General features: G+C 71.5%; 16 protein-coding genes and 1 riboswitch. Of the genes, 4 read left to right on the top strand and 12 right to left on the bottom strand.

Going from position 1 to position 20,160, the window contains the following annotated elements:
- Positions 1-129: 129 nt before the first annotated feature.
- A complete protein-coding gene (locus tag QCN29_RS08420; RefSeq protein ID WP_279927088.1) occupies positions 130-1,926 on the top strand; it encodes an AMP-dependent synthetase/ligase in 1,797 nt (598 codons plus the stop codon).
- A 14-nt stretch (positions 1,927-1,940) separates the two neighbouring features.
- Here QCN29_RS08420 and QCN29_RS08415 read toward each other — a convergent pair whose 3' ends face one another.
- Positions 1,941-3,575: a GMC oxidoreductase gene (locus tag QCN29_RS08415; RefSeq protein WP_279927087.1), complete on the bottom strand. Its 1,635-nt coding sequence runs from the start codon at positions 3,573-3,575 to the stop codon at positions 1,941-1,943.
- Positions 3,576-3,710: 135 nt separating this feature from the next.
- The gene (locus QCN29_RS08410; RefSeq protein WP_279927086.1) at positions 3,711-4,853 is read right to left on the bottom strand and encodes a glycosyltransferase family 4 protein; all 1,143 of its coding nucleotides are present in this window, start codon (positions 4,851-4,853) and stop codon (positions 3,711-3,713) included.
- 69 nt (positions 4,854-4,922) lie between these two features.
- Here QCN29_RS08410 and QCN29_RS08405 point away from each other — a divergent pair, with 69 nt between their 5' ends.
- Complete coding sequence (locus tag QCN29_RS08405) at positions 4,923-6,170, top strand: glycosyltransferase 87 family protein (protein WP_279927085.1); 1,248 nt, start codon at positions 4,923-4,925, stop codon at positions 6,168-6,170.
- A gap of 442 nt (positions 6,171-6,612) precedes the next feature.
- Here QCN29_RS08405 and QCN29_RS08400 read toward each other — a convergent pair whose 3' ends face one another.
- The 5 genes from QCN29_RS08400 to QCN29_RS08380 all read right to left on the bottom strand — a co-directional run bounded on the left by QCN29_RS08400 (position 6,613) and on the right by QCN29_RS08380 (position 12,055).
- The gene (locus QCN29_RS08400; protein WP_279927084.1) at positions 6,613-7,713 is read right to left on the bottom strand and encodes a hypothetical protein; all 1,101 of its coding nucleotides are present in this window, start codon (positions 7,711-7,713) and stop codon (positions 6,613-6,615) included.
- Positions 7,714-7,728: 15 nt separating this feature from the next.
- The gene (locus QCN29_RS08395; protein ID WP_279927083.1) at positions 7,729-8,769 is read right to left on the bottom strand and encodes a C40 family peptidase; all 1,041 of its coding nucleotides are present in this window, start codon (positions 8,767-8,769) and stop codon (positions 7,729-7,731) included.
- Between the two features lie 226 nt (positions 8,770-8,995).
- Positions 8,996-10,048, bottom strand: coding sequence for a C40 family peptidase (locus QCN29_RS08390; protein WP_279927082.1), 1,053 nt, complete (start codon positions 10,046-10,048; stop codon positions 8,996-8,998).
- A 338-nt stretch (positions 10,049-10,386) separates the two neighbouring features.
- A complete protein-coding gene (locus QCN29_RS08385; RefSeq protein ID WP_279927081.1) occupies positions 10,387-11,748 on the bottom strand; it encodes an NYN domain-containing protein in 1,362 nt (453 codons plus the stop codon).
- 61 nt (positions 11,749-11,809) lie between these two features.
- Complete coding sequence (locus QCN29_RS08380) at positions 11,810-12,055, bottom strand: hypothetical protein (RefSeq protein WP_279927080.1); 246 nt, start codon at positions 12,053-12,055, stop codon at positions 11,810-11,812.
- A gap of 177 nt (positions 12,056-12,232) precedes the next feature.
- Here QCN29_RS08380 and QCN29_RS08375 point away from each other — a divergent pair, with 177 nt between their 5' ends.
- Together QCN29_RS08375 and QCN29_RS08370 are read left to right on the top strand one after the other, a co-directional pair.
- Complete coding sequence (locus QCN29_RS08375; protein WP_398859151.1) at positions 12,233-12,985, top strand: rhomboid family intramembrane serine protease; 753 nt, start codon at positions 12,233-12,235, stop codon at positions 12,983-12,985.
- Complete coding sequence (locus QCN29_RS08370) at positions 12,982-13,263, top strand: Lrp/AsnC family transcriptional regulator (protein WP_240136013.1); 282 nt, start codon at positions 12,982-12,984, stop codon at positions 13,261-13,263. The genes QCN29_RS08375 and QCN29_RS08370 overlap by 4 nt, the downstream gene beginning before the upstream one ends.
- A gap of 163 nt (positions 13,264-13,426) precedes the next feature.
- Here the strand turns inward: QCN29_RS08370 and QCN29_RS08365 are convergent, their stop codons facing one another.
- The 5 genes from QCN29_RS08365 to qcrC form a co-directional block, all read right to left on the bottom strand.
- Positions 13,427-14,794: an aminotransferase class V-fold PLP-dependent enzyme gene (locus QCN29_RS08365; RefSeq protein WP_279927078.1), complete on the bottom strand. Its 1,368-nt coding sequence runs from the start codon at positions 14,792-14,794 to the stop codon at positions 13,427-13,429.
- A 160-nt stretch (positions 14,795-14,954) separates the two neighbouring features.
- Positions 14,955-15,072, bottom strand: a riboswitch (SAM riboswitch).
- A 277-nt stretch (positions 15,073-15,349) separates the two neighbouring features.
- Positions 15,350-16,414 carry an anthranilate phosphoribosyltransferase gene (gene trpD / locus QCN29_RS08360; RefSeq protein ID WP_279927077.1) on the bottom strand — a complete coding sequence of 355 codons (1,065 nt, stop codon included), beginning with the start codon at positions 16,412-16,414 and terminating at the stop codon, positions 15,350-15,352.
- A gap of 175 nt (positions 16,415-16,589) precedes the next feature.
- Positions 16,590-18,221, bottom strand: coding sequence for a cytochrome bc1 complex cytochrome b subunit (qcrB, locus tag QCN29_RS08355; protein WP_279927076.1), 1,632 nt, complete (start codon positions 18,219-18,221; stop codon positions 16,590-16,592).
- The gene (qcrA, locus tag QCN29_RS08350; RefSeq protein WP_240136009.1) at positions 18,218-19,273 is read right to left on the bottom strand and encodes a cytochrome bc1 complex Rieske iron-sulfur subunit; all 1,056 of its coding nucleotides are present in this window, start codon (positions 19,271-19,273) and stop codon (positions 18,218-18,220) included. The genes qcrB and qcrA overlap by 4 nt, the downstream gene beginning before the upstream one ends.
- Complete coding sequence (gene qcrC / locus QCN29_RS08345; RefSeq protein ID WP_279927075.1) at positions 19,270-20,079, bottom strand: cytochrome bc1 complex diheme cytochrome c subunit; 810 nt, start codon at positions 20,077-20,079, stop codon at positions 19,270-19,272. Before qcrC ends, qcrA begins: the two co-directional genes overlap by 4 nt.
- Positions 20,080-20,160: the final 81 nt, after the last annotated feature.

The raw sequence follows: 20,160 nt of genomic DNA, 5'->3' as shown, positions 1-20,160 counted from the left end.
AGTACTGGTGGGTAACGTCCGGGCAGTCCAGTCGTGCTCACCCCCACTGAGCACCCTGCCCGATCTTGGACCGCAGCCGGTGCATCACACAGAGCCGTGGCGTCGGCAGCCTGATGAGGAGCAGCAGTCTTGCGCGAGTTCAGCCTTCCGGCCCTGTACGAGGTCCCCACGGACGGCAACCTGACGGATCTGATCCGCCGCAATGCCGCTCAGCATCCCGATGTCGCGGTGATGGGCCGCAAGGTCGCGGGCGTCTGGACGGATGTGACCGCCCGGCAGTTCCTCGCCGAGGTGCGGGCCGCCGCCAAGGGCCTGATCGCCTCGGGCGTCCGGCCGGGCGACCGGGTGGGGCTGATGTCGCGCACCCGGTACGAGTGGGTGCTGCTGGACTTCGCGATCTGGAGCGCCGGCGCGGTGACCGTCCCGGTGTACGAGACCAGCTCCGCCGAGCAGATCCAGTGGATCCTCGGGGACTCGGGCGCGGTCGCCGTGCTCGTGGAGAGCGACGCCCACGCCGCCGCGGTGGACTCCGTGCGGGACAGGCTGCCGGAGCTGCACAGCGTCTGGCAGATCGAGCGCGACGGGGTCGGTGAGCTGGTCGCGGCCGGCGCGGAGGTCGACGACGCCACGGTCGACGAGCGCAGCGCGAGCGCCAAGGCGGACGATCCGGCGACCATCGTCTACACCTCGGGCACCACCGGCCGCCCCAAGGGCTGTGTGCTCACCCACCGCAGCTTCTTCGCGGAGTGCGGCAACGCGGTGGAGCGGCTCAAGCCGCTGTTCCGCACGGGCGAGTGCTCCGTGCTGCTGTTCCTGCCCGCCGCCCATGTCTTCGGCCGGCTGGTCGAGGTCGCCGCCGTGATGGCGCCGATCAAGCTCGGCTGCGTGCCGGACATCAAGCAGCTCACGGATGAGCTGGCGTCCTTCAAGCCGACGCTGATCCTCGGCGTGCCGCGCGTCTTCGAGAAGGTCTACAACGCGGCGCGGGCCAAGGCGCAGGCGGACGGCAAGGGCGCGATCTTCGACAAGGCGGCGCGCACGGCCATCGACTACAGCCGGGCGCTGTCCACCCCGTCGGGGCCGTCCATGGGGCTGCGGCTCAGGCACAAGGTCTTCGACCTGCTCGTCTACCGCAAGCTGCGTGCGGTGCTGGGCGGGCGCGGCGAGTACGCCATCTCCGGCGGCGCGCCGCTGGGCGAGCGGCTCGGCCACTTCTTCCGCGGCATCGGCTTCACGGTGCTGGAGGGCTACGGCCTGACCGAGTCCTGTGCGGCGACGGCGTTCAACCCCTGGGACCGCCAGAAGATCGGCACGGTCGGCCAGCCGCTGCCTGGCTCCACCGTGCGGATAGCGGACGACGGCGAGGTGCTGCTGCACGGCGAGCATCTGTTCCAGGGGTACTGGAACAACGAGTCTGCGACGGCCGAGGCGCTCACTGACGGCTGGTTCCACACCGGCGACATCGGCACGCTCGACGAGGACGGCTATCTCACGATCACCGGCCGGAAGAAGGAGATCCTGGTCACCGCGGGCGGCAAGAACGTCGCTCCCGCGGTGATCGAGGACCGCATCCGCGGACATGCGCTGATCGCGGAGTGCATGGTGGTGGGCGACGGACGTCCCTTCGTGGGGGCGCTGGTCACCCTGGACGAGGAGTTCCTCGGCCGCTGGGCGGCGGAGCACGGCAAGCCCGCGGGGGCGACGGCCGCTTCGCTGCGCGAGGACCCGGAGCTGCTGGCCGAGGTCCAGAAGGCGGTGGACGACGGCAACGCGGCCGTCTCCAAGGCGGAGTCGGTGCGCAAGTTCCGTGTGCTGCCGTCCCAGTTCACGGAGGAAGCCGGTCACATCACGCCGTCGCTGAAGCTCAAGCGCAATGTGGTGGCGAAGGACTTCGCGGACGAGATCGAGTCGATCTACCGCGGCTGACCCGCCGCGGCTGATCAGCCGGGCGATGCGCCGCCCGCGAGGTCCACGGCGAGGATCCTTTCCATGTTCCGTTCCGCGAGCGCGGTGATGGTGAGGAACGGATTGACGCCGATCGAGCCGGGGATCAGCGAGCCGTCGGTGACGTACAGGCCCGGATACCCTTTGACGCGCCCGAAGTCGTCGGTGGCCCGGCCCAGCACGCAGCCGCCCAGCGGGTGGTACGTGAAGTCGTCGGCGAACGCCCGGTTGCCGCCGAAGAGGTCGTACCGGTAGATGGTGACATTGGCCCGGTTGATCCGGTCGAACAGGGACTTGGCGGCGCTGACGGAGGGCTGGTTCTGCTCCCTTCGCCAGTCGAGCCGCACGGCGTCGGCGGCCGCGTCGTAGCGGAGCACACCGCGTTCCGGGTTTCTGGTGATCGCCAGATAGAGGCTGATCCAGTGCTCGAACCCCATGGGCAGCGGCGCGACCTCGGCGAACACCGGGCAGGCCGGGTTGGCCCAGTCGTCGATGCCCAGCGCGGGCATGGTCGCCTGGCAGGCGCCGACGGTGTCCCAGAGGTGGTTGGCGCGCGCCGTCATCACATTGCCGTTGTGGCCCCAGCCGCGGCCGACCTCGTCGTCGAGGCCGGGCAGCGTGCCCGTCTCGCGGGCGCGCACCAGGAGTTCCGCGGTGCCGAGGCTGCCCGCCCCGAGGAACAGCCGGGCACAGCCGACCTCCCTGGTCTCGACGGTGCGTCCGGAGTCGTCGGTGCGGTCGGCGGTGACCACGTAGGAGCCGTCGGGTTCCCTGCGGATGGATCTCGCCCGGCAGCCGGTGGCGATGACGACGCGGCCGGTGCCGAGGGCGGCGGCGAGATAGGTCTTGTCGAGACTGCGCTTGCCGTGGTTGTTGCCGTAGATGACCTCGCCCGCCAGCGCGGACTTCGGCGCCTGCCCGGACGCCTCGCGCTCCATGTGGGCGAAGTCGTAGACGCTGGGCACGAAGACGGTGCGCAGCCCGGCGTGCCGGGCGTGTCTGCGGGAGATCCGGGAGAAGCGGTACCACTTGGTCGACTCGAACCAGGCGGGGTCGACCGTGTTGACACCCAGCGCGGCACGGGCGCGTGGGAAGTAGGTGTCGTACATGCGCGCCGCATCGATCTGCGGGAGGACCTCGGTGAGGTACGAGCGCGGCGGGGTGACCGCCATACCGCCGTTGACCAGCGAGCCGCCGCCTACGCCGCGGCCGACGTAGACGGCCATGTCCGGATGGGCCACCCGGTCGAGTACGCCGGGGTAGGGGGTGATGTCCTTGTTGACGACGTCCAGCCAGAGGAAGGTCGCGAGCGGGGCCTCGGTGCGGCCGCGGAACCACATGGAGCGGTGGTCGGGCGCGCCGGTGGAGCAGAACACCTTGCCGTCCGGGCCGGGGGTGTTCCACAGGCGGCCCATTTCGAGGACGAGGGTGTCCACGCCCGCCTCCGCGAGGCGCAGGGCGGCCACGGACGCGCCGTAGCCGGAGCCGATCACGACGGCGGGGGCGTAGTCGGCGGACCTCTGGGCGGCGGTGCGGCGGGATGCCGGGCCGATGCGGGTCAAGCCGAGGGAGGCCGCCGTCTGGAGGGCGGCCAGACCGATAAGGTGACGGCGTGTCAGTTTCGGGTTCATAGCCGGAGCATGGGCGGAATTCAGAATTCCGCCCATATGCCGCGCACGGCCGGAACTGACTGCCCGTCAAAAAGCTTTGACGCAGCTCAGCGAGGTGTTTAACACAACCGTCACAAACCGGGATGCGGCCGGTTTCTACAGGAGTGTGCGGAGCTTCTCGGCCAGCAGATCCCAGCGCCACTTCTCCTCGACCCAGGCACGGCCCCGCTCGCCCATGCTGCGCCGCAGCTCGGGGTCGTCCAGCAGCTTGAGGATCCGCTCGGCCGCCTCCCCGGGCGCGCCGCCCCGGACCACCCAGCCCGTCTCGCCTTCGAGCACGGCGTCCGGCGCACCGCCCGAGTCGCCCGCGACGACCGGCAGACCGGTCGCGGAGGCCTCCAGGTAGACGATGCCGAGGCCCTCCACGTCCAGGCCTCGCCGACGCGTGCGGCACGGCATCGCGAACACGTCGCCCGCGCCGTAGTGGGCGGGCAGCTCCTCCCACGGCACCGCGCCGGTGAACCGCACCGACCCGGCCACCCCGGTTTCCCGCGCCAACCGGCGCAGCTCCTTCTCATACGGGCCGCCGCCCACGACCAGCAGAACGGCGTCCGGGATCTCCGCCAGGACCGCCGGCATCACGCGGATCAGCGTGTCCTGGCCCTTACGCGGCACCAGCCGCGAAACGCACACCACCACGGGCCGGTCCGCGAGCCCCAGCCGCTCGCGCACCGCGTCGCCGCCCGAGCCGGGGTGGAAGGTCTTCTCATCGACTCCGGGCGGCAACTGCACCATGCGTGAGGCCGCCTCAGGGGTGAGGGCTGCGGCGATCCGGGAACGGGTGTACTCACCCAGATAGGTGATCGTGTCCGTGGTCTCGCCGATCCGCCGCAGCAGCTGCCGGGACGCCGGAAGCTGCGCCCAGCCGGCCTCGTGGCCATGCGTGGTGGCCACGATCCGCCGCGCGCCCGCCGCGCGCAGCGCCGGGGCCATCAGGCCCAGCGGGGCGGCCGCCCCGAACCACACGGACTCGCACCCGTGTTCGCGCAGCAGCTGCACCGCCCGCCGGGTGACGCGCGGCGTCGGCAGCAGCATGGTCGTACGGTCCCGTACGACGGTGAACGGCTGCTCCGCGTCGAAGACGGCGGTCGCCTCGACGCCCTCGCGGCTCCGCTTCCAGGTGGAGGCGTAGACCACAAGCTGCTCCGGGTCCAGCCGCAGCGCCATGTTGTGCAGGAACGCCTGGATGCCCCCGGGGCGGGGCGGGAAGTCATTGGTCACGATCAGGGTCTTGTGCATCGCCGCCGACAGTACCCAACGGCCGCGCCTGTCCGCCTCCGGGCCGTCCCCGGCGGCATCATGGCCGTCATGATCGGCGCATACCGGACCCAGCCGTGGCTTGTGTGGGCCTGGCTGCTCACCAGGGCGGCGCTGCTGCTGTGCGTTCTCAAAGTGATCGTCGTGCCGGGCCCCGACGTCACCTCCGATGTGTCGGTGATCTACCGGGGCTGGTACGAGGTGCTGCGCGGCGGAACGTATCCCCTGGACGACGTCACCTGGCAGTATCCGCCCGGCGCCGCGCTGCCCGTCCTCGCGCCCGGGACGCTGCCGTTCCTGGACTACGCGACCGCCTTCTTCGCGCTGTGCCTGCTGTGCGACGCGGCCGTCCTCGGGCTGCTGCTGTACGCCGGCGCGGGCGGGCCGGGCCGGTCGGCGCGGGGCGCATGGGTGTGGACGGCCGGAGTGCCGCTGCTCGGACCGACCGCATACGCCCGTTACGACCTGATGGTGACCGCCGTCGCCGTGGCCGCCCTGCTGGCGGGGGCGCGCAGGCCGCGGGCGCTGGGGGCGCTGGCGGCCGTCGGGGCGCTGCTGAAGCTGTGGCCGGCGCTTCTGGTCGTCGGCGTGCGGCGGGGACGGCCCGCTTGGGCCGCGTGGTCCACCGCGGCGGTCACTGCGGCCGCGCTCACGGTCCTCCTGGTCGCGGCGGCGCCCGGCGCGCTGGCCTTCCTCGCCTTCCAGCGCGACCGGGGCATCGAGATCGAGTCGCTCGGCGCGCTGGTGTTCCATGTGGCCCGACACGTCGGCTGGGACGGCCAGGTGCTGCTCAACTACGGCTCGGTCGAGTTCCTCGGTCCGCATGTGCCTCTGGTCGGCGCCCTCTCCCTGGGGCTGAGCGCCTTGGCGCTGGCCTGGCTGGTGCTGTGGCGCGTCCGGGCGCGGAGGTTCACGGCGAGCACGGTGTGCGACGCCGCGTTCGCGGCGGTGCTGCTCCTGACCGTGACCAGCCGGGTGCTCAGCCCGCAGTACCTGCTGTGGCTCGTCGGCCTGGCAGCGGTGTGCCTGACCTTCCGCCCCAGCCGGATGGGTCCGCCGGCGATGCTGGTCCTGGCGGCGACCGCGGTGACGCTGCTGGAGTTCCCCTTCTTCTTCGGCCATGTCGTCGCGAGCGACGCGCTGGGACTCGGACTGCTGGTCGCCCGCAACGGGCTGCTGGCGGCGGCGACGGCGGTGGCGTGCGCGAGGTTGTGGAAGGCGGGGGTGCGGGGGGAGGCGGTGCGGGGGGAGGCGGGGTCTTCGAGGCGTGCTTCTCCCCTCCCCCGCCCCTTCCCGTAACTGGGGGCTCCGCCCCCAGCCCCCCTCCGGGGGAGCGCGGGACGGGGCTGCCGCCCCACACCCCGACGCGGCGGCTCCGCGCCGCCGACACCCCTCCCGGGAACACGAACCCCGGAGGACCGGCACCCGGCCACGGGGGCCGGTGCGCACGAGGACACGCCTGGCCCCAGGCGGAGCCCAGAGGGCCGAAGCACGGGGCAGGGAGCGACCGGCAGAAAGACGGGCGGGGAAAGGCCCGCACACCGGCACAGCAGCTCTACGCCGCACAACACCCCTCCCGGGAACGCGAACCACGGAGGGCCGACGCCCGGCGACCGGAACGGGCGCACGAGGACACGCCTGGGCCCCGGGCGGAGGCCAGGGGCCCAGGCACGGGGGTGCAGGGGGCGAAGCCCGCACCGCCGGCAGGGCGGCGGTGCGGAAAGGGGCCGCGCTGCGCGGGTCAGGGAGACAGGCGGGTTTGGGTGTAGGCCCGCCACTGGGTCTCCAGCGTCCTCACCTTCACGCCCAGCACCTCCCGTACCCCAGGCTCCGCTCCCCCCGCGCCCGCCGCCCGGTACAGCTCGCGCAGGCGGGTCTCGCCCCAGCGGTCCGCGATGAGGGCGCAGGCCAGCCAGGCGCCCTCGTAGGCGAGCGCGAGGGTCTCCGGAGGGCCGCCGAAGGCGAAGGAGGCGTCGGCGGGCAGGGTCGCGGGCAGGTCGCCCCGGCGGACGGCGCGGGTCAGGGCGGGGGCGAGGTCCGGCGCGGGGCGGGAGGAGGTGCGGTAGGCGGACCAGTCCGCGAAGCCCTCGGAGAGCCACATGGGGGTCGACGCGGACGTCTCCGCGCGGGTGGCGACATGGGCGGCCTCATGGGTGAGGACCACCTCGCGCCCGTACGCGCTGAGCTCCCCGTACGCCTCGGGGTTGACGATCAGCCGGTCGGGAGTCCCCGCCCCGCCGGCGGCCACCGCCGCCATGCCCCGGTACGCGGCCGGCTGCCCGCCCAGCAGCCCGCCCATCCCGTCCAGGGAAGCGGGGACGAGGACCACCACCCTGCGCGCCCACGGCAGCGGCCATGCGGCCGAGACGGCGGGGACCGCCCGGTCGGCGTCGGCGGCGAGCTCGCGCAGCCGGGCGGCGGGCTGTCCGACGCCGAGCACCAGGCTCCGCGCGCCCCGTGCCGTCCGCACCTCGCCCTGGTCCCAGAGCTGCTGCGGGGCCCCGGCCGCGGGGCGGTCGGCCCGCACCCGCCAGCGGCCCGCGCCCCCGCCGTCGCGGCGCAGCTCCAGCCGCCGCGCCGCGGTGGTCTCGGGCCCGGAGCCGTGCCCCTCGAAGCGGTGGCGCAGCTCCGCCGCGACGACTGCCTGCGCGCCCTCGCGGCGCACCGCGGTCACCCAGTAGGCGCACGTGGCGAGCGGCAGCCGGGCGCGCAGGGCGGCCGCGCGCTCCTCCAGCGCGTCGTCGAGGGGCGGCTCGCCGGACGCTCTGCACCCGGACGCCGTCAGCAGCGCGGCCGCGGCCGCGCCGGCCGCGGCCCGGATCGCCTCGCGCCTGGTCGCCACCCCACGATCGTAGGGTCAGACCCGGGTGACCGAGGCGATGGGCATCATGCCCACGGGGTCGTACCGCACGGACGCCCCCGGATACGGCGCGTGCACCACCTGGCCGTTACCCATGTACATGCCGACGTGGCTGGCGTCGCTGCGGTACGTCACCAGGTCCCCCGGCCGCGCCTGCGACAGCGGCACCCGCCTGCCCGCGTACCGCTGCGCCTGCGAGGTCCTCGGCAGACCGACCCCGGCCTGCGCGTACGACCACTGCATCAGTCCGGAGCAGTCGAAGCTGGAGGGCCCGTTGGCCCCCCACACATAGGGGCGGCCGACCGCGCTGCGTGCCGCCGCGACCGCTGCCGCGGCGCGCGCCGAGGCGGGACCTGGTCCCGATGCCTCCGGCAGCGAATCACCGCGGCCGGAGCGGGAGGCCCGTCCCTCGTCGTACACGGCTCGCTCCCGCGCCGACAGCGCGTTCAGCAGCCGCTGCGCCTCGGCGAGCTTGCCCTCCACGACGCGCTTGTGCCGGGCGACCGTCCTGCGGCCCTGCTCCAGCTCCGCGAGGTCGCGCCCGGCCTCGGCCCGTTCCTGGCCGATCCTGCGCTGGGCCTCTCGCAGATCGCTCAGCGCCGTCGCCTGCCGTTCGGTGATGCGGTCCAGGGTGACGGCCTTGTCGAGATAGCCGTCCGGGTCCTCCGACAGCAGCAGGGCGAGCGAGGGGTCCATGCCTCCGGACCGGTACTGCGCGCCGGCCAGCGAACCCAGCGCCGTCCGCATGCGGTTGACCGCCTCCTGGCCGCGCGCCACGCGGTCCTGCGCCTGCGTCACCCGCTCGCGCAGCCGCTCCACGCGCTCTTCGGCCTTGTTGAACCGCTCGGTGGCCTTCTCGGCCTCCTCGTAGAGGCGGTCGACCTTGGCCCGGGCCTCCTCCGCCGTCTCGTGCGGCTCTGCGCTCGCCGGCGGAGCCGCGCCGAAGGCCGCGGCCGCGGTGGCAGCGGCGGCGGACAGGACGGTGATCCGGGCGCCGTGGGTGAAACCCGGCTGCGAGGGCCTGCGATGGGACGCCACGTGCCGCGCTCCCTTCCTCATGCGCGTACAAGGAGATGTACGAGGGACTACGAGGGATGTTGCGCGGCAGACAGTAGCCGGACGGTTACATGAGGACCAACGCCCGTCCGGGGCGAGAACAGTGACGCCCCGCCGGAGACCACAGGTCACCGGCGGGGCGTGCCGTCAGCTTCGGATGCCGGAATTCACTCGAAGGGCAGCGTGTGCCCCCTCCGGCCGCAGCGACTCAGATGCGCACGCCGAACTGGAACGTGCCCATGTAGTCCATCGACTCATAGCGGACATAGGCGCCCGGCTTTGGCGCGTGCAGGATGGTGTTGTTGCCCGCGTACAGGCCGACGTGCGAGAGGCTGTTGAAGAAGACCAGGTCGCCCGGCTTGAGCTGGCTGCGGCCGATCTTCGTGCCGTCGTTCTGCTGGGTGTAGGTGGTGCGTGTGATGCTCACGCCCGCCTGGCGGTACGCCCACTGGGTCAGGCCCGAGCAGTCGTAGGAGTTGGGCCCCTCGGCGCCGGAGACATACGGCTTGCCGATCTGGGTGGCGGCGGCGTTGAGGGCGGCGGCCCCCCGCTGCGAGGCCGGGACCTCGCTGCCGAGGTCGGGGCGGTCGCCGCCCGTGGAACGGGCCGCGCGCTGCTCGGCTTCCTGGGCGCGCTTCTGCTCCTCCTGGCGCATCCGCTCGCGCTCTTCGGCGGTCAGCGTGTTGAGCAGCTTGCGGGCCTCGGCGAGCTTGCCCTGGTAGTTCTTCTTCTTCTCACCGAGCTTCTCGCGGACGTCTTCGAGGTCCGCGAGCTTCTCGGCGGCCTCCGCGCGCTGCTGCGCCAGGGTGCGCTGCTTGAGCTGGATGTCCTCCAGGACCTCCGCCTGGCGGGCGCCGAACTGGTCCACGGCGGACGCCTTGTCGAGGTAGGTGTCCGGGTCGGACGAGAGGAAGAGCTGGACGGAAGGGTCGATTCCGCCCGAACGGTACTGGGCGCTGGCCACCGAACCGAGCTTGTTGCGCAGCTCGTTGACCTCTTCCTGGCCGCGCGCCACCTGGTCCTGGATGGTGTCGACCTGCTTCTGCAGCTTGCCCTGCTGCTCCTTGGCCCCGTTGTACTCCTCGGTGGCCTTCTCCGCCTCGTGGTAGAGCTTGTCGACCTTCGCCTTGACCTCTTCCTTGGTCGGCTTCGGGTCGGCCTGGGCGGACTGGGAGGTCAGGGCCACGGCCGCCGCGGCGGTCGCGGTGAGCACGGTCACACGAGCGCGGCTGGGCTGCTTGGGACGACGGTGGGACGCCACGAAGGCGAGCTCCTTCTTCCATAAGCCGCCTGCCGGGCATGGGGACCAGGTTCCGGCGTCCGGCCTCACACCCTCCGAGGAAAGGGCTGAACTGCACGGACTCGGCGGTTCCTTCGCTGTCACCCCGGTTGGGCGATCAACCGCGCGAAGGTTCGAGGCCAGACCCTAGTGACCTTCCTGTGATCACTTCAAATCCTCATAGGAAAAATCTCGCCCACGCAGCCCATTCTTTACTCGGTTCCCACGGGCTGTAGCCGTCACTTGACACAATGTCCCGCCCGCATTGGATCAATTCGGGCATTCCGTATGACAGTTGCGAGACCCCGCCGAGCCGGCGACTAGACCCGCGAAAGCCGCTTGAGCAGCAAAGCGGACGCAACCGGGCGGGCGCCCGCCTTCGCGACCCCGTCCGCCACCTCGCGGTCGGTGGAGACGACGATGACGGGACGGCCCGGCGGCTCGGCCCGCACCAGCTGGCGGATCAGCTCGTCCGCCGTCACGCCCGGCTTGGAGAACAGCACGCGCACCCCGCGCGGCGGCGCCAGCAGCACCGGCGCGGCCAGCTCCGCGCCGTCGAACACACAGGTGATCTCCGCGCCCGTCTGCGCGGCGAGCATCGAGAGACCGCCCAGCAGCCGCAGCCGCTGCTGTTCCAGCGGCATGGTCGGATAGCCGGTCTTGGTGACGTTGTAGCCGTCCACCACCAGATGCGCCTGCGGCAGCGCCAGCAACTGGTCCAGCAGCGCCGGATCGGTCGCCGACAGCGCACGGGCCGCGACGTCCTTGGGCGACATCCGCCCCGGCTCGACCGCGTCCACCGTGTCCGCCGGATGCGTGCCCGCGGGGGGCAGCGCCAGTTCGCGGCGCAGCCCCTGGGCGGCGTCCAGCACCGTGTCCAGCAGCAGCCGCAGCCGCATGTCCTCTATCGAACGGCCCTCGCGGGCGGCGCGCCGCCCCGCCTCCACAGCTGCCTCGGCCTCACCGAGCCGGGCCTTGAGCCGCCGGGCCTCGCTCTCCGCCGCGGAGACCTGGGCCGCGGACTCCGAGCGCTGCGCCTCGGCGTCGGCCTGCGCCCGCCGCAGCGCGGCCTCACCGCGCTTCACATCGCTCTGCGCGCTGCGGAGCTTACGGCGAAGCGATTCAGCTTCCTTGCGTGCCGCATCCAACTCGGCGCGCAGCCGCTCGGTCTCACCCTTGGCGCGGTCGCGCGCCTCGGCGAGCTCCGCGCGCAGCCGCTCCAGCTCGCGCCGGCCGGCCTCGTCGGCCCGCTCGGCGTCGGCACGCTGGGCCTCCTCGCCCGCGGCCGCCACCAGTTTCACCCATCCGGAGGGCCTGAGCACATAGGCCGCAGCCGCCACATCCACCGGATCGGCCGCCGCCGGAGGCGACCCGCCCTCCAGAGCGCGGGCCAACTCCGGCTCCGCCTTGCTCAGCCGCTCCCCGATCCGCTGCCGGAAGACCGGGTCGCTCTCCAGGGCCGAGGCCATGGCGTTGCCCGCGAAACGCGCCCGGCGGGACGGGGTGAACCGGGCATACTGCCGCAGCTGCGGCGGCAGTTCCGCGACGGTCAGCCCGCCGAAGGCGTCGGACACCAGGGCGACGATGCGCCGTCTCACGCCCTCCGGCAGCGGACGGTCGAGCGCCTCCGCGGCGTCACCGGCCGCACCGGCCGGCTCCGCGCCGCCTTCGGGCTGCTCCACGATCCGTCACCTCTGCTGACTGTCCTGCCTGTCCCTGCGCTGGCCCGTGCGGGCGGCTCCGTCAGGAGCCGGCGCCCGGCCTGTCCACCAGCTCGATCTGGTCCACCGCACTGCACCAGCGGCAGCGGACCGACTCGATGGTCTCACTGAGCACCTCGCGCTCCTCGACCTTCGGCTCTCCCGCCAGGTCCAGATGGACGTACTCGACGACACGGGACGAGCGGGTCACATCGAAACGGGTGAGATTGCCGCAGAGCGTGCAGCGCCAGCGGGTGTCGGCCGTCGGCTGGGGAACCGTCGTCGTCATGCGTGCCGTCTCCTCTTTCCTCGTACGTCGTCCGGCGAGCGCCGTCTGCCGTGCGCCGTACGGATGCGGGTGCCGCGGTGCGCCGTCGAACTGCGGAAGTGCTGCCCGCAACCCTACGGCCTTGCGGGTACCCATTGGAGCGGCGAGGCACTCTGTACCGGCAAGTCCCACTACGCCATGATCTGTGCCGTGATCGATTGGCGGCGTGCGGCGCGGGGGACGGTACGGGGCCTGGCCACCGGCCCCGTGGTCACCTACGGCGTGATCGCGGTGTGCTGCGCGGTGTTCCTGATCAGCCCCGTGTCGGGCCTCGCCCCCGGGTACGGCGCCGTCGACGCCCTGATCGCCGCGCGGAGCGGGTACTTCGAACGCTGGGGCGTCATCCCCGCGGAGCTGCTCGCGGGCCGGCCCCGGGCGCTGCTCACCCCGCTCACCGCGCTGTTCGTGCACGGAAGCTGGCTGCATCTGCTCGGCAACATGCTGTTTCTGTTCGTCTTCGGCGCGATGACCGAAGAACGCATGGGGCATCTGGGGTTCTGCCTGTTCTATCTCGGCTGCGGCTGTCTGGCGCTGTTCGCCTACGCCGTGGCGAACGCCGGATCGGAACAGACTCTCGTGGGCGCGTCCGGGGCCATCTCCGGTGTCCTCGGTGCGTTCCTGTGCCTCTTCCCCAGGGCCCGGGTGACCAGTCTCTTCCCGTTTCTGTTCTTTCTGCCGCTGCGGTTCCCCGCCTGGGCCGTGCTGATCTTCTGGTTCGTGCTCCAGGGGCTGGCGGCGCGGGAGGCGGACAGCGGACCGGGCGTGGCCTACCTCGCGCATCTGGTGGGGTTCGGGCTGGGCTTCGTCTACGCGTGGGGCCGGTTCAGGGGTGGGGCTAGAGTGAAGCCGAAGCCCCCAGCAGCGGCCACCGAGGGAGAACGCCAACCGTGATCACCGCGATCGTGCTCATCAAGACCAGCGTGGACCGCATTCCGGAGATCGCCGAGTCGATCGCCTCGCTGGAGAACGTCAGCGAGGTCTTCTCCGTGACGGGTACATACGACCTGATCGCGATGGTGCGGGTGGCGGCCCACGACGACCTGGCGGATGTCATCCCCGGCCGGATCAGCAAGATCCCGGGCGTGGAGGCGACGGACACGCATGTGGCGTTCCGGACGTATTCGCAGCATGACTTGGAGGCGGCGTTCGCGATCGGCCTCGACGCGTAGCGCCTCCGGCGGGGGCGCGGGGTCCGGGCGGGCCCTGCTCCGCGGCGCGCGAGCCTTGTCCGCCCACCGCCCGTCCGGCCTGTCGCCGGCTCCCGTCGGGCCCAGGGTCCTCAAAGGATGACGCCCGCCGGGGCCGCAGGGACGGGAGCGCGCCCGGTCCGCGTCAGGCCGGCACGCAGCGGCCGGCCTCCGTGCGGTACAGCCAGCGCGCCCCGTCGCGCACCAGCTCCCGCACCGCGCGCACAAAGCGTTCGACATGCTCGTCAGGCGTGCCCGCGCCGAAGCTGACCCGGATCGCGTTGAGCGCCTCGGGCGCTCCGCATCCGGCGGACTGCTCCGGGTCGCCGCCGAGGAGCGCGCGCACCAGGGGGTGCGCGCAGAACAGCCCGTCGCGCACCCCGATCCCGTACTCCGCCGACAGCGCCGCCGCGAAGTGCGAGCTGTTCCAGCCGTCGACGACGAAGGAGATGACGCCGACGCGCGGGGAGTCGTCACCGAACAGCGAGAGCACCCGCACACCGGGCACCTCCGCGAGACCGGCGCGGACCGTGTCGACGAGGCGCTGCTCACGGGCCACGAGGGCGTCGAAGCCGAAGCCGGCAAGCGCCCGGCAGGCGGAGGCGATGGCGTATGCGCCGATCACGTTCGGCGAACCCGCCTCGTGCCGCGCCGCGGTGTCGTGCCATTCCACGTCCACACCGCCGTCGGCGCGTCGCGCCACGGTCCGGGACGCGCCGCCGCCGGCGAGGTAGGGCTCGGCCTCCCGCAGCCAGTCCGCGCGCCCGGCGAGGACGCCGGCGCCGAAGGGCGCGTACAGCTTGTGCCCGGAGAACGCGACCCAGTCGACGTCAAGTTCGGCGATGTCCACCGGGTGGTGCGGGGCCAGCTGGGCGGCGTCCAGCACGATCCGTGCGCCGTGGGCATGCGCCGCTGCGGCCAGTTCCCGCACCGGCCAGATCTCACCCGTCACATTGGACGCGCCGGTGACGCAGACCAGCGCGGGGCCATAGGGGTCGTGGCGGTCGGCGAGGGCCCCCTCCAGGGCCGCGACGGCCTGCCCGGGGGTCTGCGGGGCGTCCAGATACGTCACCCGGGCCGTCCTCCACGGAAGCAGCGAGGCATGGTGCTCGGTCTCGAAGACGAAGACCTCGCAGCCCCCGGGGAGCGCGGCGGCCAGCAGATTGAGCGAGTCGGTCGTGGAGCGGGTGAAGACGACCTGGTCATCGGGCCGGCAGCCGAGGAATTCGGCGACGGCGGCCCTGCTGTTCTCGAACAGGTCGGTGGAGAGCTGGGAGAGGTAGCCGGCGCCGCGGTGCACGCTGCCGTAGTACGGCGCGTAGGCGGCGACATCGTCCCAGACACGTTGCAGGGCGGGCGCGCTGGCCGCGTAGTCGAGGGCGGCATAAGCGACCTCGCCGCCGGTCACGAGCGGCACGGTGACTTCGCGACCCAGCACGGGCAGCGGCTGGGAAGGCCCGCCCGGCTCGCAGCGGGCAGGGTCGGCGACGGCGGTGTTCGGGCATGCGGACATGGCGGTGACTCCCGGTGGGACAAGGCGAGATGGCTGTGAGAACTCGACACACGGCGTATGCCGCCGTGTGGAGAGTGAAAGGAAGGGGCCGAGCGGCCCTAGCGCATTCGCTTGCTCACGAGACTGCTCCCTTGAGGACCAGGACCCCGGGGTTCGCAGGGGTCCGCGCTTGCCGCGGACCTCGCTGCCCACGGCCTGGTCTTCACCCGGGGCACCCCGCCACGGACGGAGGGTTGCCGGACAGCGGGCCGGGGCCGAAGTCGCTGTCACTCATGACCTTGCCGAGCATCTTGCCATATGTCTCAGCATGCGCAAGGCGCAGTACCGGGATCCGGACTGCGCCTTGCGCCACACACGAGGCCCTCGCAAGGCCCTCACGAGTCGGCGCACGCGGTCCGACGCGAGGGGGCCGCACGAAGGAGCCGGGCCATATGAGGCCGCGCACGCGGTCACACGAAGGGCCGCACAAGGGCCGCACGAGGGCCCCGCAAAGGCCCGCGAAGGGGCCGGGCCGCACAAGGGCCCCGCGCGGGCCGCGCGGGAGACGCTCCGGGCTCAGGCGTTGCTCGCCGCGATCCAGCGCTCCAGCGCCGCCTTGGCCTCCCCCGAGTCGATCGACCGCGCGGCCTGCTCGACGCCCGCCGCCAGCCGCTCGGCAAGCGTGCCGCCGACTGGCTCCAGGGCGACGAGCGCCGCCGCCGCGTTGAGCAGCACGGCGTCCCGTACGGGTCCCTGCTCGCCGTCCAGGAGCCGGCGGGCGACATCGGCGTTGTAGGACGAGTCGCCGCCGCGCAGCGCCTCCACGGGCACCAGCTCGATGCCGATGTCCCGCGGGTCGAAGCGCTCCTCGCGCACCCGGCCGTCGCGTACGGTCCAGACGCGCGAGGTGGCGGTGGTGGTCAGCTCGTCCAGGCCGTCGTCGCCGCGGAAGACGAGGGCGGAGGAGCCGCGCTCGGCGAGCACCCCGGCCATGATGGGGGCCATCCGCGCGTCCGCCACCCCGGTGGCCTGCGCCTTCACCTGGGCAGGGTTGGTTAGCGGCCCCAGGAAGTTGAATGTGGTACGGATTCCGAGCTCCTTGCGGGCCGCGGCCACATGCCGCAGCGCCGGGTGGAACTTCACCGCGAAACAGAAGGTGATCCCCGCCTCCTCGGCGACCTGGGCCACCCGCTGGGGGGTGAGCTCCAGATTGACGCCGAGCTTCTCCAGCACGTCGGAGGCGCCGCTGGCGGACGATGCGGCGCGGTTGCCGTGTTTGACGACCTTCGCGCCGGCGCCGGCGACGACGATCGCCGACATGGTCGAGATGTTGACGGTCTTCGCGCCGTCGCCGCCGGTGCCGACGATGTCGACGGTTCTGCCGGGCACCTCGATCAGATTGGCGTGCCGGTACATGGTGCGCACCAGGCCGGAGATCTCCTCGACCGTCTCGCCCTTGGCGCGCAGGGCGACGGCGAAGCCTGCGATCTGGGCGTTGGTGGCCTCGCCGCTGAGGATGCGGTCCATCGCCCAGGCGGTGGCCTCCGCGCTCTGGTCGCGGTTGTCCAGCAGGGCGTTCAGCACGACGGGCCAGGAGAGGTCCGCCACGCTGTCGCCGCCGACCGGGGTCACAACGTTCATGGTCCGCTCCTGAGGGTCCACAGCCGATGGGGATTCATCCACTAGGGGATGCATCCACCCTATCCAGCCCCCGGGGACGGCGAAGAGCCCCGTCCAGCGCGTGGACGGGGCTCTTGCCGTGGCGGACGCTCCGGTCAGGGCGACCGGGCGGTCAGTCGATCAGCCGGGCAGGCGATCAGTGGTGGCCGTGGCCGCTGGTGATCTCCCGGTACTCCTCGGCCGTGGGCTTGGGGATCTGGTTCCCCTCACCGTAGTAGCCCTTGTTGAGCTTGGCGCGCAGCTTCTCCGAGCGCTTGATCTTGCGCTTGACGCCGTTCTCGTCGACCTCCGGGCCGAGCTCGGCCGGCTCGTACTGCTCGTGCGAGACCAGCTTGTAGCGGGTCTCCGCGTCGAGCGGCTCGTGGATCTCGACGAACTCACCGTGCGGCAGGCGCTTGATGATGCCGGACTCACGTCCGTGCAGCACCTTCTCCTTGTCGCGGCGCTGGAGGCCGAGGCAGATCCGCCTGGTGATGACGAACGCCAGCACCGGTCCGACGAAGTAGGCGATCCGCACGAACCAGGTGATCGCGTTGATCGACAGATGGAAGTGCGTGGCGAAGATGTCGTTTCCGCCGCCGACCAGCATCAGGACGTACGCGGTGACCCAGGCGACGCCCAGCGCGGTCCGGGTCGGCGCGTTGCGCGGGCGGTCCAGGATGTGGTGCTCGCGCTTGTCGCCGGTGATCCAGGACTCGATGAACGGGTAGACCGCGATCGCGCCCAGCATCACACCGAAGATCACCAGCGGGATGAACACACCCAGGACGAGCGTGTGGCCGGCGAAGTTGATCTCCCAGCCGGGCATCACCCGGATCAGTCCCTCGGCGAAGCCCATGTACCAGTCGGGCTGGGCGCCGGTGGACACCTGGTCCGGACGGTACGGGCCGAGCGCCCACACCGGGTTGATCGTGAACATCGCCGCGATCATCGCGATCACGCCGAAGACCAGGAAGAAGAAGCCTCCCGCCTTGGCCATGTAGACCGGCAGCAGCGGCATGCCGACGACGTTCTTCTCGGTCTTGCCGGGACCGCCGAACTGCGTGTGCTTGTGGTAGAAGACCAGGATCAGGTGTGCCACCACGAGGCCGAGCATGATGCCCGGCAGCAGCAGGATGTGGATCGAGTAGAACCGGGCCACCATGTCGTGGCCGGGGAACTCCCCGCCGAACAGGAACATCGAGATGTATGTGCCGACGATCGGCGTCGCCAGGATCGCGCCCTGCGTGAAGCGGACGCCGGTGCCGGAGAGCAGGTCGTCCGGGAGCGAGTAACCGGTGAAGCCGGTGAACATGCCGAGGACGAACAGCAGGAAGCCGAACAGCCAGTTGAGCTCACGCGGCTTGCGGAACGCGCCGGTGAAGAAGACGCGCATCATGTGCACGAACATCGCGGCAAGGAAGATCAGCGCCGCCCAGTGGTGGATCTGCCGGATCAGCAGGCCGCCGCGGACGTCGAAGCTGATGTCCAGGGTCGAGGCGTAGGCCTCGGTCATCCGGATGCCCTGCATCGGCACATACGAGCCGTGGTACTCGATCTCGTTCATGCTCGGGTGGAAGAACAGCGTCAGATACACACCCGTGAGGATGATGATGATGAAGCTGTAGAGGGCGACCTCGCCCAGCATGAAGGACCAGTGGTCCGGGAAGATCTTCCGCATGTTGGCCTTGGCCAGGGAGTAGATCCCCAGCCGGCCGTCCGCCCAGTCGGCGACCCGCTCGCCCGCGGGTGCCTTGCGGCTCTTTGCTTCGGTCGCAGTAGTACTCATCCGCGCTCCCAGAAGGCAGGACCGACGGGCTCTTCGAAGTCGCCGAGCGCCTCGAGGTAACCCTCGTCATTGACGCCGATCCGCAGCTGCGGAAGGGCGTGCCCGGCCGGGCCGAAGATGACACGGGCGCCGTCGGCGAGGTCGAAGGTGGACTGGTGGCACGGGCACAGCACATGGTGGGTCTGCTGCTCGTACAGGCTGATCGGGCAGCCGACATGGGTGCAGATCTTCGAGTAGGCCACGATGCCCTCGTGGGACCACTCCAGCTCCTGCTTGTCCTTGATGTCGCCGGGCTGGAGCCGGACGATCATCAAGGCGGCCTTGGCGATCTCGGTGTTGAAGTTGTGGTCGCTCTCTTCCAGGCCCTCGGGGATCGCGAAGGTCAGCGACCCCACCGCGACGTCCTCGGGACGCAGCGGCTCGTTGGTGTTCTGGTTGATGAGCATCTTGCCCCGGGCCCACAGCGTGTGGCGGAGCTTGTCCTCGGGCAGCGGACCCAGTTCGCGCAGCAGCACCACTCCGGAGAGCGGCACCATGGCCAGCGCCCCGAACATCGTGTTGCGGATCAGCTTGCGGCGGCCCAGCTGGGACTCCGCGGCGCCTTCCCGGAAGTCCTCCATGACCTTGGTCTTGACCTCGGGGGTCGCCTCGATCGGGTGGCGCTCCTGGGCGGTCTCCACGTCCGACATCAGGGTGCGGGCCCAGTGGACCGCGCCCGCGCCGATGCAGAACAGCGCAAGGCCGAGGGTCATGCCGAGCGAGAAGTTCAGCGAGCTGATGTGCCCGAACGGCCAGATGTAGACGATGTGGTTGATCGGGAAGATCACGAACGACGCGATAAAGCCGATCGTGGACAGCATCGAGACCGTGAACAGCAGCGCGACCGTGCGCTCGGAGCGCTTGGCGGCCCGCTCGTCGATGTCCTGGATACGCGGCTTGTGCGCCGGCAGCCCGGGGTCGGCGAACGGATCTTCGGCGACCTTCACCGCACCGTGGGCGGTTTCACCCTGCCCGGACGGCAGGTTCTCTTCTGGAATCTCTTGGGTACTCATGACTTCTTGGCCTTAGCGGTGTGGGCCGCAACCCAGACGGCGACTGCGACGAGCGAGCCCAGACCGAAGATCCAGCCGAACAGGCCCTCGCTGACCGGGCCGAGCCCGCCCAGTCCGAAGCCGCCGGGGGTCGGGGTCTCATCGCCGTTGACAGCCTCGATGTACGCGATGATGTCCCGCTTCTGCTGCTCGGGCATCGTCGAGTCGGGGAAGGACGGCATGTTCTGCGGGCCGGTCTGCATGGCCTCGTAGATGTGCTTCGAGCTGACGCCCTCAAGGCTCGGGGCGTACTTGCCGTCCGTGAGCGCGCCGCCCTCGCCGGTGAAGTTGTGGCACTGGGCGCAGTTGGTGCGGAACAGCTCGCCGCCGTTGGCGATGTCCGCCCCGGCGGGGTCGTACTGCTCCTTGGTGGGCGTGATCGGACCGGCGCCGAGCGAGGCGACGTACGCCGCGAGCTGGTCGATCTCGGCCTGCGAGTAGACCTTCGGCTTCGCCGGGACCTGCGCGCCCGGCTGCATGGCGGGCATCCGGCCGGTGCCGACCTGGAAGTCGACGGCCGCGGAGCCCACGCCGACCAGACTGGGACCGTCAGAGGTGCCCTGACCGCCGGTTCCGTGGCAGCTGGCGCAGCCGACGGTGTAGAGCTTCTTGCCCTCCTCGATGGCGAGGGACTGGGCGGTTTCTTCAGCCTGCGCCTTGTCCGCGGGCGCGAACGCGGCATACAGCCCCCCAGTGGCCGCCAGCGCGAGGAGTAGGACGACGACCGCCGCCAGCGGGTGGCGTCGTCGTGCGGAGAGCTTTTTCACGGATTACCCCGGTGTCAGGATCTTCTGCGTCGGTGCTTCTGGACTGTGCGGCGGCGGACAGGGCCCGGCGTCCGCGGCGGT

The organism is Streptomyces chengmaiensis, from assembly GCF_029846775.1.
GTDB lineage: Bacteria > Actinomycetota > Actinomycetes > Streptomycetales > Streptomycetaceae > Streptomyces > Streptomyces chengmaiensis.
Note: the sequence above shows the minus strand (reverse complement) of the source record. Positions and strands in the feature narration are given on the sequence as shown.

Excerpts from the sequence above, each read along its gene's own strand:
- QCN29_RS08375 (WP_398859151.1), top strand. The coding sequence starts at position 12,233 with ATGATCTGTGCCGTGATCGATTGGCGGCGTGCGGCGCGGGGGACGGTA.
- QCN29_RS08405 (WP_279927085.1), top strand. The coding sequence starts at position 4,923 with ATGATCGGCGCATACCGGACCCAGCCGTGGCTTGTGTGGGCCTGGCTG.
- QCN29_RS08410 (WP_279927086.1), bottom strand. The coding sequence starts at position 4,853 with ATGCACAAGACCCTGATCGTGACCAATGACTTCCCGCCCCGCCCCGGG.
- trpD (WP_279927077.1), bottom strand. The coding sequence starts at position 16,414 with ATGAACGTTGTGACCCCGGTCGGCGGCGACAGCGTGGCGGACCTCTCC.
- qcrA (WP_240136009.1), bottom strand. The coding sequence starts at position 19,273 with ATGAGTACCCAAGAGATTCCAGAAGAGAACCTGCCGTCCGGGCAGGGT.
- QCN29_RS08380 (WP_279927080.1), bottom strand. The coding sequence starts at position 12,055 with ATGACGACGACGGTTCCCCAGCCGACGGCCGACACCCGCTGGCGCTGC.
- qcrB (WP_279927076.1), bottom strand. The coding sequence starts at position 18,221 with ATGAGTACTACTGCGACCGAAGCAAAGAGCCGCAAGGCACCCGCGGGC.
- QCN29_RS08415 (WP_279927087.1), bottom strand. The coding sequence starts at position 3,575 with ATGAACCCGAAACTGACACGCCGTCACCTTATCGGTCTGGCCGCCCTC.
- QCN29_RS08365 (WP_279927078.1), bottom strand. The coding sequence starts at position 14,794 with ATGTCCGCATGCCCGAACACCGCCGTCGCCGACCCTGCCCGCTGCGAG.